The 16,640-nt window shown below is 53.3% G+C and carries 14 protein-coding genes; 8 read left to right on the top strand and 6 right to left on the bottom strand.

From position 1 onward, the window contains the following. The first annotated feature begins 319 nt into the window (after nt 1-319). The gene (locus EBA_RS14265; RefSeq protein WP_192375329.1) at nt 320-1,927 is read left to right on the top strand and encodes a methyl-accepting chemotaxis protein; all 1,608 of its coding nucleotides are present in this window, start codon (nt 320-322) and stop codon (nt 1,925-1,927) included. Between the two features lie 19 nt (nt 1,928-1,946). On the opposite strand, the gene EBA_RS14260 is transcribed toward EBA_RS14265, so the two are convergent. Further along, nucleotides 1,947-2,696, bottom strand: coding sequence for an IS5 family transposase (locus tag EBA_RS14260; RefSeq protein ID WP_192372303.1), 750 nt, complete (start codon nt 2,694-2,696; stop codon nt 1,947-1,949). A 295-nt stretch (nt 2,697-2,991) separates the two neighbouring features. Here EBA_RS14260 and EBA_RS14255 point away from each other — a divergent pair, with 295 nt between their 5' ends. Beyond that, nucleotides 2,992-3,903, top strand: a complete 912-nt coding sequence (locus EBA_RS14255) for a DMT family transporter (protein ID WP_192375328.1) — start codon at nt 2,992-2,994, stop codon at nt 3,901-3,903. Nucleotides 3,904-4,077: 174 nt separating this feature from the next. On the opposite strand, the gene recN is transcribed toward EBA_RS14255, so the two are convergent. The 5 genes from recN to EBA_RS14230 all read right to left on the bottom strand — a co-directional run bounded on the left by recN (nt 4,078) and on the right by EBA_RS14230 (nt 10,965). Next, on the bottom strand, nt 4,078-5,760 hold the full coding sequence (gene recN / locus EBA_RS14250) for a DNA repair protein RecN (RefSeq protein ID WP_192375327.1): 1,683 nt from the start codon (nt 5,758-5,760) through the stop codon (nt 4,078-4,080). A 4-nt stretch (nt 5,761-5,764) separates the two neighbouring features. Next, entirely contained in the window at nt 5,765-6,646 is an 882-nt protein-coding gene (locus EBA_RS14245) for an NAD(+) kinase (protein ID WP_192375326.1), read from the bottom strand. A gap of 487 nt (nt 6,647-7,133) precedes the next feature. Continuing rightward, the gene (gene uvrA / locus EBA_RS14240) at nt 7,134-9,950 is read right to left on the bottom strand and encodes an excinuclease ABC subunit UvrA (protein ID WP_192375325.1); all 2,817 of its coding nucleotides are present in this window, start codon (nt 9,948-9,950) and stop codon (nt 7,134-7,136) included. A gap of 101 nt (nt 9,951-10,051) precedes the next feature. After that, nucleotides 10,052-10,549: a hypothetical protein gene (locus EBA_RS14235; RefSeq protein ID WP_192375324.1), complete on the bottom strand. Its 498-nt coding sequence runs from the start codon at nt 10,547-10,549 to the stop codon at nt 10,052-10,054. A gap of 86 nt (nt 10,550-10,635) precedes the next feature. Then, nucleotides 10,636-10,965: a coiled-coil domain-containing protein gene (locus tag EBA_RS14230; RefSeq protein WP_192375323.1), complete on the bottom strand. Its 330-nt coding sequence runs from the start codon at nt 10,963-10,965 to the stop codon at nt 10,636-10,638. Nucleotides 10,966-11,117: 152 nt separating this feature from the next. Between EBA_RS14230 and EBA_RS14225 the strand changes: the two genes are divergently transcribed. The 6 genes from EBA_RS14225 to EBA_RS14200 are packed head-to-tail and all read left to right on the top strand — an operon-like array spanning nt 11,118 to nt 16,638. Further along, entirely contained in the window at nt 11,118-12,503 is a 1,386-nt protein-coding gene (locus tag EBA_RS14225) for an MFS transporter (protein ID WP_225616292.1), read from the top strand. A gap of 36 nt (nt 12,504-12,539) precedes the next feature. Beyond that, complete coding sequence (locus tag EBA_RS14220) at nt 12,540-13,007, top strand: single-stranded DNA-binding protein (RefSeq protein WP_192375322.1); 468 nt, start codon at nt 12,540-12,542, stop codon at nt 13,005-13,007. Nucleotides 13,008-13,031: 24 nt separating this feature from the next. Beyond that, nucleotides 13,032-14,198 carry an MlaE family ABC transporter permease gene (locus EBA_RS14215; protein WP_192375321.1) on the top strand — a complete coding sequence of 389 codons (1,167 nt, stop codon included), beginning with the start codon at nt 13,032-13,034 and terminating at the stop codon, nt 14,196-14,198. A gap of 2 nt (nt 14,199-14,200) precedes the next feature. Further along, on the top strand, nt 14,201-14,992 hold the full coding sequence (locus EBA_RS14210) for an ABC transporter ATP-binding protein (RefSeq protein ID WP_192375320.1): 792 nt from the start codon (nt 14,201-14,203) through the stop codon (nt 14,990-14,992). After that, complete coding sequence (locus tag EBA_RS14205) at nt 14,989-15,981, top strand: MlaD family protein (RefSeq protein ID WP_192375319.1); 993 nt, start codon at nt 14,989-14,991, stop codon at nt 15,979-15,981. The genes EBA_RS14210 and EBA_RS14205 overlap by 4 nt, the downstream gene beginning before the upstream one ends. Nucleotides 15,982-16,038: 57 nt before the next feature. Then, nucleotides 16,039-16,638, top strand: coding sequence for a PqiC family protein (locus tag EBA_RS14200; RefSeq protein ID WP_192375318.1), 600 nt, complete (start codon nt 16,039-16,041; stop codon nt 16,636-16,638). Nucleotides 16,639-16,640: the final 2 nt, after the last annotated feature.

The following is a 16,640-nucleotide window of genomic DNA, read 5'->3' as shown; positions in this document are numbered from 1 at the left end:
CTCCAAGGCTGGCAAACGGCGTGTGATTGGGTTAAGTAAGTAGACTCCGCAAATAAGGTTTGCCGCATGCCTACTTAGCATGACCAAGCGCCATGTTAAACGGCAATGCGTAAAAAAAGAACGCTATTTACTGGTGGGTTCAATATTCAGCATAGGTGGCCGGTGGCGGGGTGGTTAATAAGGGTTCGTTTCGTAAGGATTTGATCTATGATTAAGTGAAGGATTACAAAGGTAAGCCATAACATGACATACAGGTTTCCAACAAGCTGCCGACAACCCAAGCAATACACCCGAACACTACGATGCATTGGCTGATCCCATGAACAAGAACTCCACAATCCAATCCAAAATTTTGCTGAGCATAGCCAGCGTTTTTTTATTGCTGATGTTTGTCAGCACGCTATTTATGGCCGAACGGCAAAAAGACATGATACAAGCTTTGGCGACCGAAAAAGCCCGGGATATTGCCAACAGTTATTTCGATGGCGTAAACACGCTGATGTTGACCGGCGCCATGGCGCAAGGCGAAGTGTTACGGGACAAGGCGCGCTCGCATAGCAACGTCACCGAAGTACGCTTAATCCGGGGCAAAGGGGTCGTGGATTTTTACGGCGCCGGCAAATCGGAGCAAAGACCTGTCGATAATCTCGACGACCGCGCACTGGCTGGCGAGCGCATCACTCAAACGGGCGAGGACAACAACGGACGCCTGATTACCGTGCTGGAACCCGTTAAGGCCAGCGCCGATTTTCGTGGCACTAACTGCCTGACTTGCCATGCGGTGAGCGAAGGAACAGTTCTGGGCGCGGTGCGGGTATCGTATTCCTTGGCGAATCTTGACGCGCAGATCAATCGCGATTTAGTTACCGCATCCGGTATTTCGCTAGTGATGTTTGCCGGCGGATTGTTGCTGGTGAATATGTTGATGCGCAAAATTGTGGTCAATCCATTGGTGACCATGCGTGACACGGTCAACGCCATTGCCGGACAGTCCGACTTGCGCCAGCGTTTGCAAGTCGATTCCGGTGACGAAATCGGTCAGGTCAGCGAGTCGTTTAATACCATGTTGGCAAATTTTGCCGGTAGTTTGGGGCAGGTGTCTTCGGTTAGTCAGCAATTGGCCTCAGCGACCAGTCAGATTGCCAGCGTAGCCCGGCAAACCTCGCAAGCCGCGACTCAACAACGTGGCGAAACCGAAACGGTTATACAGGCCATTCATGAGCTGGAGAGCTCAGTACAGGACGTGCGCGGCGGCGCAACCGGCGCAGCGCAAGCCTCCGTGGAGGCTGACCAGCAAGCCGCGCAAGGGGCGGCGACGACAAAAAATGCCATCAATGGTATTAACGAACTGGTGAATGAAATTGACCGTGCGGCCGAAGTAATCAAACGTCTGGATCAAAAAAGTAATGGCGTTGGCGCTGTGTTGGATGTGATTAAAGGCTTAGCCGAACAAACCAATTTGTTGGCGTTGAATGCCGCTATCGAAGCCGCCAGGGCGGGCGAGCAGGGCAGGGGGTTTGCAGTGGTGGCCGACGAAGTCCGCACCTTGGCGACCCGTTCGCATAAAGCGACCGAAGAAATTCAAAGCATCATCGATCAATTGCAACGCGAAGCGAAAGACGCGGTGACGGTGATGAACAATGCCAAAAACAGCGCCGAGCAGCGTCGCGAGCAAGTACAAAGCGCTGATCAGGGTTTGAGTGCGATTGCCGAGCGGGTTACACAGATTCGGCAGTTGAACTCGCGAATGTCGCAAGCTGCCGATAACCAAAGCCGCGTTGCGCAGCATGTCGGGCAAAGCATTGCCAATATAGGACAACTGACCGAACGGACCGCGCAGGATGCTGCGCAAACCAATTCCGCCAGTAACGAATTGGTGAAACTGGCATCTCAGTTAAACGAGTTGGTTGGGCAATTCAAGCGTTAGACTAGGGGCTGTTGCCGTTTTACATGGGCAACCAAATGAAAGCGCAGGCCAAAGCGACGACACTTTCAAAATTGCGTTTCAATTTGTCATATCGCGTCGCGATGGCTCTGAAATGTTTCAGTCGCGCAAATACATTTTCAACGAGGTGGCGATACTTGTAGAGGCACCAGTCCATTTCGTCATTCCCAATGGTTGAGTTCTGTTTTCTAGGAATGATAGGCACACTCCCTTTGTCTCGAATTTGAATACGTAAAGACTCACTGTCATAGCCTTTATCAGCAATCATGTGGGCAGCCAAAGGGAGTTTAGCCACCAATTCCGGCGCTTCTTTACAGTCGTGCACCTCGCCCCCCGTCACCGAGAAATGAATGGGCAGCCCGCAAGCATCAACGGCCATATGGATTTTGGTGGTGTTGCCCGCGACGGATTTTCCAATGGCTGTTTCCTGCTCATGGGCCGCGCCACTACTATGTTGATGAGCCTTCACAATACTGCCGTCGATAAATGCCCATTCCAAATCCGGTTCCACCACCAGTCCCCGAAAGATACCCATCAATTTTTCCTGAAGCGACCACGCGTTGAATCGTTTATACACGGCATTCCATTTGCCAAACGTTATAGGCAAGTCTCGCCAGGGGCAGCCTACTCGCAAGCGATAAAAAATCCCCTCTACCGTTTGTCGTAGCGAAGGCTTGTCATAAATCCCCAGGCTCAACATGATGGCTTTGAATTTATTCCAGTATTCATCCGTAAACAACTGTCGTGGCATCGCTTGAGTATAGGTTGATTGAAAAACTCAAGCATTTGGGCTATTCAGTTCGATTTCAAGGCTATCATCCCAAAACGGCAACAGCCTCTACTCGGACGACGGTTGACAGTTGCATTGGCTCGGCTATATAGTTCAAGGCCATGAACAGTCACATTGTTACAGCAAACACACACCTATGGCTATGGGCCTTGCCCATTGTCGTGGTGTTTGCGTTTTCTTAAAAATTCAAGCAACCGCGGGTCTTACCGCTGTTGCTTCGACACTCGCCTAAGGCCCGCATAATTCAGGAGGCCTAATGGCAACAACCACATCCACCGCATTATCCAATCGCACCCGTTTGTTGGGCTTTGGCCTGGCAACGCTAGCGGCCATCGGTTTTTCCGGCAAGGCTATTTTGGTAAAACTAGCGTATTACGAACCCGTGGATGCGGTGACGCTATTAGCGCTGCGCATGCTATTTTCCGCGCCGGTTTTTCTGATCGTCGCCTGGCGGCATGCCGGCAACAAGGCTCTGACGCAGTTAAAGGCTGGAGATTATCTGGCCTTGCTGCTATTGGGGCTGCTGGGCTATTACCTGTCCAGTTTGTTCGACTTTATCGGCTTGCAATACATCTCCGCCGGCCTGGAAAGGTTGATTTTGTTTCTGTATCCAACCATGGTGGTCGTGCTGTCGGCGCTGTTGTTAGGTAAACCGTTTGGGCGCAAGGAGGCTATCGCGCTCTTGCTGAGCTATGCCGGCATCGGCGTGGTGTTTTTCGACGAGATCAATATTCAGGCTGAGCATTTGCTGCTGGGCGCCGGTTTCGTGTTTGCCGGCACCTTAACCTACGCGGCCTATCTGATCGGCACCGGCGAAACGGTAGCACGCATCGGTGCTTCGCGTTTTACGGCTTATGCGATGCTGGTGGCTTGCGCGGCTACGCTGCTGCAGTTTTTATTCACCCATCCGCCGCAGGCCTTGGTGTTGCCGATGCGGGTGTATCAACTGAGTTTGGTAATGGCGATATTCTCGACCGTGTTGCCGGTGTTTATGCTGTCGGCGGCGATCCGGATGATCGGCTCCAGCCATACGTCCTTGATCGGCTCGCTGGGGCCGGTGGCGACCTTGTTCATGGCCAGTTATTTTCTGGGCGAGGAGTTGAGCCCGGCACAAATCGGCGGGGCGGCGCTGGTGATGGTGGGGGTGTTGAGTCTGTCGTTGAAGTAAGACCGCCGCAACAGTTTTGCTTAGGTGACTTATGGCAATAAATTACCCAAAGCGAGTGATTTTCCGTTGACTGGGCGGAGTCGAAGTCAACTTTTCGCTTCGGCTACTTCGGCTTGGCTCAGCGAACGACATATTTGGCACTACCAATGGGTACAAACTTTCTAAAAAATCACCTTAGTCCTTGGCTGAGCCACCCGATACCAGCATCTCCCGCGCATGCGCCAGCGTGTTTTCGGTAATGGTCACGCCGCCCAACATGCGGGCCACTTCATTCACGCGTTCGTCGTCGCTCAAACGGCGAACCGTGGACGAAGTCACCGCTGCTTTCTGATTTTTGGCAACAAACAAATGCTGATGCGCTTGCGAGGCGACTTGCGGTAAGTGCGTCACGCACAATACTTGCCGGTTTGCGCTCAAGCGCCTTAGCTTCTGGCCGACGATCTCGGCAATCCCGCCGCCGATGCCCGAATCAACCTCGTCGAAAATCATCGTCGGCGTGGTTTTGTCGGTGCTGGTGGTGACTTGTATCGCCAAGCTGATCCGCGACAATTCGCCGCCGGAGGCCACTTTAGCCAGCGGCTTGGCCGGCAGGCCGGGGTTAGTGCTGACTAAAAATTCTATACTATCCACACCGTTGCGCTGCGGTTCGGCATCCTCCGGCGTGCGCAGGTTAACGATGAATTCGCCGTGCGGCATGCCCAATTCTTTCACGGCGTCCGAAATGCGTTGCTGCAACTCCGCGCCAGCTTGGCGGCGGCTGGCGGATAAGTCGCCGGCCAGTTTACGGTATTGGCTTAACAGCCGCTCGCAATCGGCATTCAAGCTTTCGATGCGCTCGCTGCTATGGCTTATATTATCCAGTTCTGTGGCGAAACGCCCGGCCAGTTCCGGCAATTCTTCCGGCTGGATTTTATGTTTGCGGCTCAGCGATTGGATGATGCCAATCTGGTTTTCCAAGGAAATTAGCTGTTGCGGGTCGGCTTCCTGGTTTTCCAGAAAGCGGCGCAATTGTTGGGTGGCTTCGCCGATTTGAATTTCCGCGTCGCTCAATAGCTCGGAAATACCGTTCAGCTCGTGGGAATATTGCGCCAGTTCGTTGATCTCATGAATCACATGGCCCAGCATGTCGGTCACCGACTGCTGGTCGTTGTCGTACAAGATATCCAGCTGTTGTTGGCCGACGCCAAGAATTTTGCCGAGGTTGGCCAACTTGTGATGTTCGTCGGCCAAAGCCTGATAATCGAAGTTTTCCAAATCCAGCTGTTGTAGTTCTTCCAGTTGATAACGCAGCAACTCCTCACGCTCGGCCTGGTCGCTGCCGGCTTTTAATAATTGCTGCAGTTGCTTATGCGCTTGTTTCCAGTTTTGATAACAGCTATTCAAATTGTCCAGCAAGGCTTGATTGTCGGCGAAACCGTCCAGTAGCCGGCGCTGTTCCTCGCTATCCAGTAGCGTCAGATGCGCATGTTGGCCATGAATTTCCACCAGCTGCCGACTCAAGCCTTGCAGGGTTTGTAAATTGACAGGGCGGTTGTTGATATAAGCCTTGGAACGGCCATCATCGCTGATGGTGCGGCGGATCATGCACTGGCCGTCGTCGTCCAGTTCGCTATCTATTAGCCATTGTTTGACCAGCGGCGCTTTGGACAAGTCGAATTCGATATTCACTTCGGCGCGTTTGCTGCCGGGCCGGACATAGCCGGAATCGGCGCGGTCGCCCAAAGCCAGGCCTAAGGCGGTCAATAAAATTGATTTGCCGGCGCCGGTTTCGCCAGTCAGCACCGACATGCCGGGGTCGAGGTCCAAGTCCAGCGCGTCCACTACGGCTAGGTCGATAATGTTCAGGTTTAACAGCATGGCCTTAGGCGGGGTAGCCGCTCCAGTTGAGTTTGCTTCGTAGAGTATGGAAAAAATCGTGATCCGCGGGGTGCAAAATTTTAATCGGTTTGGCGGATTTTTTGATGACGATTTTATCGTTGATGCGCACGTCTGGAATCTCCATATGGTCGCAAGTCACCAAGGCGTTGATCTGTTTGGTCTGGCTAAAGCGGATTTCGATTTCCACATTGTCGTTGATTACTATCGGCCGATTCGACAGCGTGTGCGGGTTTAACGGCACCAACACCAGTGCATTCAGTGCCGGGTGCAAAATCGGTCCGCCAGCCGACAAGGAATAAGCGGTAGAGCCGGTCGGGGTGGCGACGATCAGGCCGTCCGAACGCTGGGTATTGAGATACACACCGTCGATGCTGGTGACGATCTCTATCATGCTCGGCGTTACCCAGCGGTGCACCACCACCTCATTGACCGCAGTTTGTTGGTGAATGATTTCGTGGTCGCGGATGATATGGGTGCTGAGCAATTGGCGCTGCTCGGTTTTGAACTCGCCCGCCAAAATCTTATCCAGGCGGCTGGACAACTGCTCCGGCGAAATATCCACCAAAAAACCCAGCCTGCCGAGATTGACACCCAATAGCGGTGTTTCAAAATCTGCGGCGGCCCGGGCTGCCGCCAGAAAGGTACCGTCGCCGCCCACCGCGATAATCAAGTCGCATAGTTCCGGCAAACGCTCGATATACACGGCAGACACCTCGTCCTCGTCTATCAAGTCGGCACTTTGCGCATCCACCACAATATCGTGACCACGAATTTTTAGGTAACGGAAAAGTTCGTTCAGCGTCGCGGCAATACCGGAATCGCCGCACTTGCCGATGATACCGATACGCTGGAAGGGGGTTGGCATGGTTGGGGTGGTGGTTTTTAAGTAAGTTCGATTATAGGGGATTGTGTTTTTATTCGGTAGCTTTGATGTGGTTTGTGTCGCGGGCGCGGCGGCTGTTTGGAGGTTGGTTTTCGGCGCGGCGGTAAATCAGGTCTCGCGGTAGGGAAACAATAGCGTTCGCGCGACCGATGCGCTTCGATTTCTTCCAACAGTATTTGCCGCCGTCAAACGATGCAAATAGCGCCACTGGTACTTTTCCAATCCAGCATGATTATAAAGCTACTCGCTGACACTACCTCAAAACTGAATGCCGTTAAGTTACACCCAAGGAAAAAAGAGCCGTTCGTGGTGAGCCTTGTCGAAGGGAACGGTTACGCCTTAACTTAACGGCAGTGCCCCGAAACCTGCTTGCTCTCGCGGCCAAGCCTCCAGCCAATCCGCCAACACCGCAGTACTTTCTGATTGGCACTCAGCGAGTGGTAGTTGGGGACATTTGGAGCGCTGGCGTTTAAGCAAAAAACCGCTGCAAATACGTCCCGGTATGCGATGTCTTATGCTTGGCAATCTGTTTGGGCGTGCCTTCCGCCACCAGTAGGCCGCCGCCGCTGCCGCCTTCGGGGCCCATGTCCACGATCCAGTCGGCGGTTTTGATCACGTCCAGATTGTGTTCGATGATGATCACGGTATTGCCGTGGTCGCGCAGGGTATGCAGCACGGTCAGTAATTGTTTGATGTCGTGAAAGTGCAGACCTGTGGTCGGCTCGTCCAGTATGTACAAGGTGGTGCCGGTGTCGCGTTTCGATAATTCTTTCGCCAGTTTCACCCGTTGCGCTTCGCCGCCGGATAGGGTCACGGCGTTCTGGCCTAGCGTGATATAGCTTAAACCGACGTCGATTAGGGTTTGCAGCTTGCGGGCCAGGCTGGGGATGGCGGAAAAGAATTGGGTGGCGTCTTCCACGGTCATTTCCAGCACTTCGTGGATGGTCTTGCCTTTGTAGCGGATTTCCAGGGTTTCCCGGTTATAGCGCTTGCCGTGGCAGATGTCGCAGGGCACGAAGATGTCCGGCAGAAAGTGCATTTCCACCTTGATTACGCCGTCGCCGGCGCAGGCTTCACAGCGCCCGCCCTTGACGTTAAAACTGAAGCGGCCGGGATTGTAGCCGCGAGAACGCGCCTCCGGCACCGCCGAGAATAATTCGCGGATCGGCGTGAAAATGCCGGTGTAGGTGGCTGGGTTCGATCTTGGCGTGCGGCCGATCGGGCTTTGGTCGATGTCGACCACCTTGTCGAACTGCTCCAGGCCTTCGATGGCCGCGCACGGCGCCGGAATGCAACTGGCACCGTTGATGACGCGGGCGGCATGGCTGTAAAGCGTATCGTTAATCAAGGTCGATTTGCCGGAACCGGACACGCCGGTGACGCAGGTCAGCAAACCGACCGGGAAACTGGCCGTGACGTTTTTCAGGTTGTTGCCGGATGCGCCTTTGATCGCCAACTGCCGGGCCGGATCGTTGGGCGTGGTTTTCTTCGGCACGGCGATGATTTCCGCACCGGATAAATAGCGGCCGGTCAGCGAATTGGCGTCGGCCAGAATTTGCGCCGGGGTACCTTGTGATACAATCTGCCCGCCGTGTACGCCGGCGCCGGGACCAATGTCGACCACATGGTCGGCGGCGCGGATGGCGTCTTCGTCGTGTTCGACCACAATCACGGTGTTGCCCAAGTCGCGCAATCGAAACAGCGTGTTCAGTAGGCGTTCGTTGTCGCGTTGGTGCAAACCTATCGACGGTTCGTCCAGCACGTACATCACTCCCACCAGGCCGGCGCCGATCTGGCTGGCCAAACGAATGCGCTGCGCCTCGCCGCCGGACAGCGTATCGGCGCTACGGTCCAGCGTCAAATAATCCAGTCCCACGTTAACCAAAAACTCCAGCCTTTCCTGAATCTCCTTATTGATCTTGGCGGCGATTTCGCCGCGGTGGCCGGGAATATTCAGTTGCTGAAAAAAACTTAGCGTTTGTTTAATTGGCAAGCGGGTGACGTGATGCAAGGGTTGTTCTTCGACAAACACGTTGCGCGCGCCCAGATTCAATCGCGCGCCGTCGCACACCGCGCAGGTTTGTTGCGCCAGATATTTGGATAATTCGTCGCGCACCATTTGCGAGTCGCTTTCGTGATAACGGCGTTCCATATTGGGAATAATGCCTTCGAAGCTATGCCGGCTGGCTTTGGGTTTGCCGTTACCCATCTGGAAGGTAAAGCTGATTTTCTCTTCGCCGCTGCCGTACAAAATCGCCGCCTGAATGTCCTTACCAATCTGTGAAAACGGCGCTTCCGGGTCGAAGTGGTAATGCTCGGCGAGCGCGCAGATGATCTGGTAATAGTAGGCGTTGCGCCGGTCCCAACCGCGCACCGCGCCGCCGGCTAAACTGATCTCCGGATTGTGTACCACCAGTTGCGGATCGAAGTGCTGGCGCACGCCCAGGCCGTCGCAACTGGGGCAGGCGCCTTTTGGGTTGTTGAAGGAAAAGATGCGCGGTTCCAGTTCGCTGAGGCTGTAGCCGCAGTGTGGGCAGGCGTAGCGTTCCGAGAACAGTAATTGTTGATCGTTTTCCATCGACGCGGCAATCGCCAAGCCTTCCGACAAGCGTAACGCGGTTTCGAAGGATTCAGCCAAGCGTAGTTGTATGTCGCCGCGGATTTTGAAGCGGTCGACGATCACTTCGATGGTGTGTTTTTTCTTTAAATCCAGGGCAGGGGGTTCGTCCAGCTCATAGACTTCGCCGTCGATGCGGGCGCGTAAAAAACCCTGGGCTTTCAAATCTTCCAGCAGCAACACGTGTTCACCTTTGCGGTCGTTGATCACCGGCGCCAGCAGCATCCAGCGCTCGCCTTCTGCTTGTGCCAGAACCTGATCGACCATCTGGCTGACGGTTTGCGCTTCCAGCGACACGCCATGCTCCGGGCAACGCGGAATGCCGACACGGGCGTATAACAAACGCAAATAATCGTAGATCTCGGTGATCGTGCCGACCGTGGATCGTGGGTTATGCGAGGTGGATTTTTGCTCGATCGAAATCGCAGGCGACAGGCCTTCGATATGGTCGACGTCCGGTTTTTCCATCATCGATAAAAACTGCCGGGCATAGGCCGACAAGGATTCGACATAACGGCGCTGGCCCTCGGCGTAAATGGTATCGAACGCCAATGACGACTTGCCGGAACCCGATAGACCCGTTATGACGATCAACTTGTCACGCGGCAAGTCCAGATCGATGTTTTTTAAATTATGAGTGCGGGCGCCGCGTATGCTGATGGTGTCCACTGCTGTGCATTCCTGTTTTTTTGAACAACTCCATACTATACGGGGAACGGTGGGCGTTGGGCAAAGAGCGATTTGGTTATGCAGGTTCGTAAGCGGGATACTCAAGGCGATACATAGATCCATTCTTGGGTCTTAAAGTTATAGCTCCACCAGTCCATGTAATCGTAGGTTACATCATATATCAGCGCCGGCCGGCCGTCGTAGACATGGAAATACACTCTGCAGCAATCGCGCGCTGTTCGGGAATCAATTCCCATATCTTCGAGCTTATCCGGGTATCGCTGGTTATTTAGATGAAACATTTCGATAGTTTTTGCGATTTGATCGCTTTCGGCTCTGACGCTGTAGTGTCGATAGATGTGGAAAACGAGTACGCTGCTTAGTGATGCTAAAATAATGGCAATCGCAGTCAGGCGGATGGCGCGTTGCAGTGGCGAACGCCAGTAGCGCAGGATTTGGATAACTTGGTAGAGCAGTGCTGCTATGGCAATCGGTATGATGATGTAGGCTGTGAGTCGCTCACAACATAAAAAGGTTGCAATGGCAAATAGGATTACGGTGCTCTGATTTGCTTTAAGCAAGGGTAATATTTTATTCACAGTATCCTACACGCTAAGGTCGGTTTCCCGGTGCATATTCAGTAAGTTGCATCAATCCTTACAGATGCTTCAGCATGTCCTGCTTGCTAGCGTTTAAGCAACAACGCCGAAATCAAGGCAGTCTGCAACAAGCCCACGCTGACTATCCAGCGGATCAATTCGCTTTTGGTTTCGGCCAGTTTGGCGTCTTGCTCCAGCTCCAGCTCCTTGATGTCGCGCTTAAGGCCGGTTTCTAGTTCCTTTAAGTCGCGCTTGGTCGATAAATCATCCAAATCGTAATCGTGTTTCGCTTGTTCCAAGGTTGCGGAAATGGCGGTTTTTTGCAACTTGGTGATGATTTCCGCTTGCTCTTCGCTAAATCCCGCTCCTTTCAGCTCTTTCACAAATTCATGGGTGTCGAACATGATCGCAGTCATATTAGTTTCCCAGATGGAGATTTTTGCTGCATTCTAACATGCGAAAATCCTTGGCAAATACACCTCAGGCTTCATTCCGGCGCTGGAGTCTCGCCTTGATAAGCTGGTACTATAGCCGCCTTTAACGACGCAAGGCAAAGGGGAGTTGGGGTTTGACACAGGTTCAGGATATTACCAGTCCGATGACGGCCATGGAGAAACGGGCTACCGTATCGCTGGCCAGTATCTATGCACTCAGAATGCTGGGTTTGTTTATGCTGTTGCCGGTGTTGTCGCTGTTTACCGAACAAATGCCGGGTTCGACACCTAAGCTGGTCGGCTTAACGATGGGCATTTACGGCCTGACCCAGGCTATCTTGCAAATTCCATTCGGATTGCTATCAGACCGTTTTAGCCGTAAGACTATCATTGTGATCGGCTTGGTTTTGTTCGTGGCCGGCAGCATTTGGGCGGCGCTGGCGACCGATATTTACGGGGTTTTAATCGGCCGGGCCTTGCAAGGCTGCGGGGCGATTTCCGCAGCGGTCATGGCCTTGCTTGCTGATTTGACCCAGGAAGTACACCGCACCAAAGCCATGGCGACCATCGGCGCTAGCATTGGTGTTTCCTTTGGTGTGGCGATTACGCTGGGACCTATCATCGCTGATCATTTCGGCATTGCCGGCATATTCTGGATGATTGCCGTGTTGGCGGCGCTGGCGATTCTGGTGGTTCTGTTCGTTGTGCCTAACCCGGAAAAAATTACCACGCATCGCGATGCCGAATATATCCCCTCCGAGCTAGGCTCAGTCATCAAAAACGCTGATTTGTTACGGCTGAATTACGGTATTTTTGCTTTGCATCTGATTTTAATGGCCAGCTTCGTGGTGGTGCCGCTGTTGATGCGCGATGCCGGCTTGCAGGGCGGCAGCCACTGGATGGTGTATCTGCCGGTGCTGGTGACGTCGATGGCGATGATTATTCCCTTTGTGATCATCGCCGAGAAAAAACGGCAGATGAAGAAAGTGTTTATCGGCGCTATTTTTACCTTGGTGCTAGCCAACGTCGGCTTCGTGCTATTGCACGGCGAATTGATCGGTTTGATCGCCTGTTTGTGGATATTCTTCTGCGGCTTTAATCTGCTGGAAGCCACCTTACCGTCCTTGATTTCCAAAACCGCGCCCGGCGACTTAAAAGGTACGGCGATGGGCATCTATTCCAGTGCCCAGTTTCTCGGCGCGTTTTTAGGTGGTGGAGCCGGCGGTTGGTTGTACGGCGAATTCGGCGCAGCGGCGGTGTTTATGTTTTCGGCGGGCGTAGCCGCCAGCTGGGTTGTGGTCGCGCTATTCATGTCGCCGCCACGTTATTGGGCCAACTTGCTGTTGTCGTTGAAAGCAGTTAAACCGGAACGCGGCGAGGAATTTTCCAAACAGTTACTGGCGATTAATGGCATAGAAGAAGTACGTTTGCATTTCGAAGAAAATGCCGCGTATCTGAAAGTCGATAACCAGCAGCTCGACAAAAATCAATTAGGCATTTTTTTAAAGCAGTGGCGGTAAGCCGCTGTTAATCGCAATTTTTATACGGAGACCATAATGTTAAATAAAGTTATGCTGATCGGCCGCCTCGGCGCAGATCCGGAAGTACGCTACATGCCAAGTGGTGACGCCATTACCACGATCCGTCTGGCTACCGACAGACGCTGGAAAGATAGGCAAACCGGCGAGCGAAAGCAAGAAACCGAATGGCATCGCGTGGTATTTTTCAGCGGTTTGGCAAAAATCGCCGGCGAATATTTGAAAAAAGGTAGCCAATGCTATGTAGAAGGACGTATCCGCACCCAGAAATGGCAAGGCCAGGACGGTCAGGAACGCTACACGACTGAAATCGTTGCCGACAATATGCATATGCTGGACAGCAAAAGCGGTGGCACCGCCAGCTACTCGGACAGCAACACGCCGCCGGCCAGCAGTTACGACAATCGTCAATCCGCGCCTGCCGGTTCGCAATCAGCGCCGGCGCCGGCTTCGTACGACGATTTCGATGATGATATTCCGTTTTAGATCGTCAGCCTGTTCAAGACAAGGATGAAGCAAGCCAACGCCAAAGCGCCCGACCAGACGGGCGCACAATCTTGCACCATCACTGCCAGCCGCCAACAGCAGCAGCTGGAAATCGCCGTTAGCGGCGATTGGGTGCTGGACAAACAATTGCCCACGCTCGATGTCGTATTGGCACAGATCGAATCCGATAAAGCTATAAGCAGCCTGCGGTTCTCGACGGCGGCGTTGGGGCGTTGGGATAGCATGTTGGTCACCGAATTGATCAAATTGATCGATTGCGCGTCCCGTAAGGGTATAACAGTAGATAAAACCAGCTTGCCTGCATCGATTCAAGGTTTGTTGACGCTGGTTTCTGCGGTACCGGAGCGTGTCGATGCTCATCGCGGGCAAATGCACACTTCCTGGTCTCGGGCTTTAGTTGTCAGTACGGGCAAAGCTATTCAGCATAGCAAGGAGATGTTGATCTTTGTCGGCGAAATGGTGGTCAGCACCTTTGCTACCATCCGCGGGCAAGCTCACTTTCGTCGCCAGGATTTATGGTTGTATATTCAAGAATGCGGGCCGTCGGCGCTGCCTATCGTCACCTTGATCAGCTTGTTGGTGGGCTTGATTCTGGCCTTTGTCGGCGCGGTGCAATTGTCCTTGTTCGGCGCGCAAATTTACATCGCCAACCTGGTTAGTTTGGGCATGACCCGGGAAATGGGCGGTTTGATGACGGCGATCATCATGTCCGGCCGCACTGGCGCCGCCTATGCCGCGCAGATTGGCACTATGCATGTCAACAGCGAAATCGATGCGTTAAAAACCATGAACCTGGACCCGATGGCGTTTTTGGTGCTGCCGCGCATGCTGGCCTTGATCATCATTATGCCGCTGCTGTGTTTGTATGCCGACTTGATGGGTATCATCGGTGGCGGCTTCGTCACGGTTAATTTTTTTGATGTGTCGCTGACCGAGTATCTGGACCGTACCGCGAGCGCGGTGAAAATGAAGGATTTTATTATCGGCTTTGTGAAATGCTCGGTGTTCGGTATTTTGATTGCGCTATCGGGTTGTATGCGCGGCATGCAATGCGGCCGCAGCGCCTCGGCGGTCGGCGACGCCGGTACTTCGGCGGTGGTCACGGCCATTGTGTTTATCGTCGTCGCAGACTCGGTGATGACCATCATCTGCAATCGCTTGGGGATTTAACGATGGCCGAGGCCTGCATCACGGTAAAAGACCTGACCATGACTTACGGCGATTTCGTGATTCAGCGCGATCTGAATTTTACGATCAATCGCGGCGATGTATTCATCATCATGGGCGGCAACGGCTGCGGCAAAACCACCTTGTTGCGGCATATGATAGGCCTAAAGTCGCCGGCAAAAGGCGATGTCTGTTATGGCGACCAAGGTCTCTGGCAAGCCAATCCCCAAGTCCGTCAGCAAATACTGGCGCGCACCGGGGTGTTGTTTCAAAGCGGTGCCTTACTCAGTTCCATGACTTTAGCCGAAAACGTCGCACTGCCGATTACCGAAGCCACCCGCTTACCGCCTAAAAAAGTGCGGGAGATTGTCTCCTATAAGTTGGCGCTGGTCGGCTTGGCCGGCTTTGAAGATTATTATCCATCCGAGCTGAGCGGCGGCATGCAAAAGCGCGCGGGCTTGGCGCGGGCGATGGCCCTGGACCCGGAGATTCTGTTCTTTGACGAGCCGTCCGCCGGCCTGGACCCGATCACCGCCAAATTGCTGGACGACCTGATTCTGAGTTTAAGCAATGCCTTGTCGGCGACTATTGTGGTGGTGACCCACGACCTTGACAGTATTTTTGCTATCGGCAGCAATTCGGTGTTTCTGGATGCGCAAACCCGCACCAATATCGATGGCGGGCCACCGCAAAAATTGCTGCACGAATCCAAACACCCCAACGTGATTCAATTTTTGAACCGGGGCAATCAAACCGAGCAAACCAGTAACACTCGACACATGAGGAGTCCGGCGTGAGCAAACAGGCCAATCCATTCGCCATCGGCGCATTTTTGGTCGGCGCGTTGATCCTGCTGACGGCGGGTGTGATGATCTTCGGCGGCAGCGACTTTTTTAAGGACAAAAAACGCTTCGTGATTTTTTTCGACTCGGCTTTGAATGGTTTGAATGTCGGGGCGCCGGTTAAATTGCAGGGCGTGCAAATCGGCAATGTCAATGAAATCTCCTTAGTAATGGATTCCGCGACCGGCCGTATCTTTAAGCCGGTAGTGATTGAAATCGACCCGGCCTTGTTACGAGATCTGTCGGGAGAGCAAATGTCTGCCCACACCGAAAAGCAGCGTCGGCAAGATGCGCAACGGATGATTGATGCCGGCTTAAAGGGGCGCTTGGAAACCCAAAGCTTATTGACCGGGCTGTTATATGTTGATCTAAATTTTTACAACGATAAGCCGGTCAATTTGGTGAAGCTGGATTATAAAAACCTGCCGGAACTACCCAGTGTGCCGACCACGGTTGATGAAATCCGCAACACTGCCGACGAAATTCTCAATCGCGCGCGCCAGCTGCCGGTCGAAGAGATGATGAAGAGTTTGGCTGATACGCTGAGTGAAATGCGCAGTTTGCTGCAGTCGGACGATACCAAGAAATCGCTGTCGGCACTGGCCAAATCCCTGCAGGAAACCCAAAAACTGATGTTTACTTTAAACAATCAACTGGGGCCTTTAATCATTAATGCGAACGGCGCGCTAACTGATACTCGCGGTACATTGCAGGATTTTAATAAGCAAATGTTGCCGGTTTTAAAAGCTGCCGAGCAGAGTTTGACCGCTGCTACTAAGGTGTTGAACGAGTCGCAAAATACGCTGAGTGCTGTGGAAACCATGGCGGCGCCGGATTCGCAATTGGGGCAGGCCCTGGTAGAAATGCGCAACGCCTCGCGGTCCTTAAAGGATTTGACCGAGTCGCTGGAACGGCGGCCGGAGTCGTTGATTTACGGCAAATAGAGCCTTGCGTTTTTCCGAATAGCTTTTCTAAAGGCGTCGCTGCCAAACCGGATGACTATGAAACACTTAATGTATTTATCGATGCTACTGTCAGTGCTGTTGCTGAATGCTTGCAGCCATACGCCCATGCAGTTTTACATGCTCAGTGCCGAAACCGGCGTGCCGCCCGCGGACACCGTTTTGCCTGCTGGCACCGTGTTGGGTTTGGGTCCGATTCATTTGCCGGCTTATCTGGATCGGCCGCAGTTGGTCACCGCCCTGAGCGAGCATCAGTATCAACTGGATGAGAACAATCGCTGGGCAGAGCGCCTGGATGAAAATATAGCCCGTGCCTTGGGGCTATCCCTGGCCAAACAACTGGGCATCGAACAAGTGGTCCGCTACCCTTGGGCTCCGCGCCAAACTATTGATTACCAAATCAGCTTTGACATCTTGGAGTTGCATCAAACCGCTACCGGCCAAAGCCGTTTAGCCGTGCAATGGCAATTGAAAAAAGCCGAACAGGCCGTTATTGGCAAACGTTTTGAGTGCAGCGAAGCAGCAGGTAAGGGCGTCGAAGCCAGTGTTGCCGCGCAAAGCCGTTGCTTGACAAGGTTTAGCGCGGAATTGGCGGATGCGGTGCGTCAGGCCGCGCAAAAATCCGCGCTCATCCCATAGTT

It is taken from the genome of Methylomonas albis (assembly GCF_014850955.1).
GTDB lineage: Bacteria > Pseudomonadota > Gammaproteobacteria > Methylococcales > Methylomonadaceae > Methylomonas > Methylomonas albis.
This window is presented reverse-complemented; position numbering and strand designations above follow the sequence as displayed.